Raw genomic sequence first — 1,174 nt, 5'->3', positions numbered from 1 at the left:
ATCATCGGCGCCGGTTACACCGGACTGTGGACGGCGTACTACCTGAAAAAACAGGCGCCCGGCCTGGATATCGCCATCGTCGAGGCGCAAAACGCCGGGTTCGGTGCGTCCGGACGCAATGGCGGCTGGCTGATGGGTAATTTGCTGGGCGAAGATCGCTTGCTCGCAGGCTTATCGCCGCTGCAACGCAGGGCGTCGTTCGATCTGCTGCACAGCATTCCCGATGAAGTGGAGATCGTCCTCGAACGCGAAGGCATCGACTGCGATTACCGTAAGGGCGGGGTGCTTTATTGTGCCGCGCGCTACCCAGAGCAGGAAGCCGTTCTGCGTGATTACCTGAGCAAGCTGCACGCCCAAGGCCTTACCGATAACGACTACCGCTGGCTCAGTCCCGAGCAGTTGGCCCAGCAGATCCGCGTGGCCAAGCCCTACGGCGGCATCTTCGCCCCCCATGTCGCGACCATTCACCCGGCGAAGCTGGTCCGTGGTCTGGCGCGGACCGTGCAGAACATGGGCGTGAAAATCTACGAAAACAGCCCGGTCACTCACTGGCAACCCGGCAGTCTGCGTACCGCCAAGGCCAGCGTGCGCAGCCGTTGGATCGTCCCGGCGGTGGAAGGTTATTCGGTGACCTTGCCGCCACTTGGCCGTTATCAATTGCCGGTGCAAAGCCTAATTGTCGCCACGGAACCGCTGTCCGCTGCGACCTGGGACGAAATCGGCCTCAATCGCGGCCAGGCCTTCAGTGAATTCAGCCGCCAGGTCACCTACGGCCAGCGCAGTGCCGACAATCGTCTGATCTTCGGCGCCCGTGGCGGGTATCAGTTCGCCGGCAAGCTGCGCCATGACTTCAACCTGACCCGCGATGAAGTCGAGTTGCGCCGCTATCTGTTCGGCGAACTGTTCCCGCAGCTGAAAAATGTGCAGATCACCCACGCCTGGGGCGGCAACCTTGGCATGTCGCGGCATTTCAAGCCGCACATGCTCTGCGACCGCGCCAACGGCATCGCGTTGTCTGGCGGTTATGGCGGCGAGGGTGTCGGTGCCAGCAATCTCGGCGGCCGGACGCTGGCCGATCTGATTCTTGAGCGCGACAGCGAGCTGACCCAACAACCGTGGGTCCTGCCCGACGGTGGCATTCATGCGCTGCGTGCCTGGGAGCCAGAGCCATGCC

Annotated in this window: 1 protein-coding gene; it reads left to right on the top strand. The window is 62.8% G+C overall.

The annotated features are described in order from the left end of the window. Window positions 1-1,174, top strand: a 1,174-nt coding sequence (locus OQK_RS25025) for an NAD(P)/FAD-dependent oxidoreductase (RefSeq protein ID WP_238537264.1), incomplete at both ends; no start/stop codon positions are given.

The sequence above is a fragment of the Pseudomonas sp. R62 genome, from assembly GCF_000257605.1.
GTDB lineage: Bacteria > Pseudomonadota > Gammaproteobacteria > Pseudomonadales > Pseudomonadaceae > Aquipseudomonas > Aquipseudomonas atacamensis.
The sequence above is the reverse complement of the archived record's forward strand: the minus strand, read 5'-3'. Positions and strand labels throughout refer to the sequence as shown.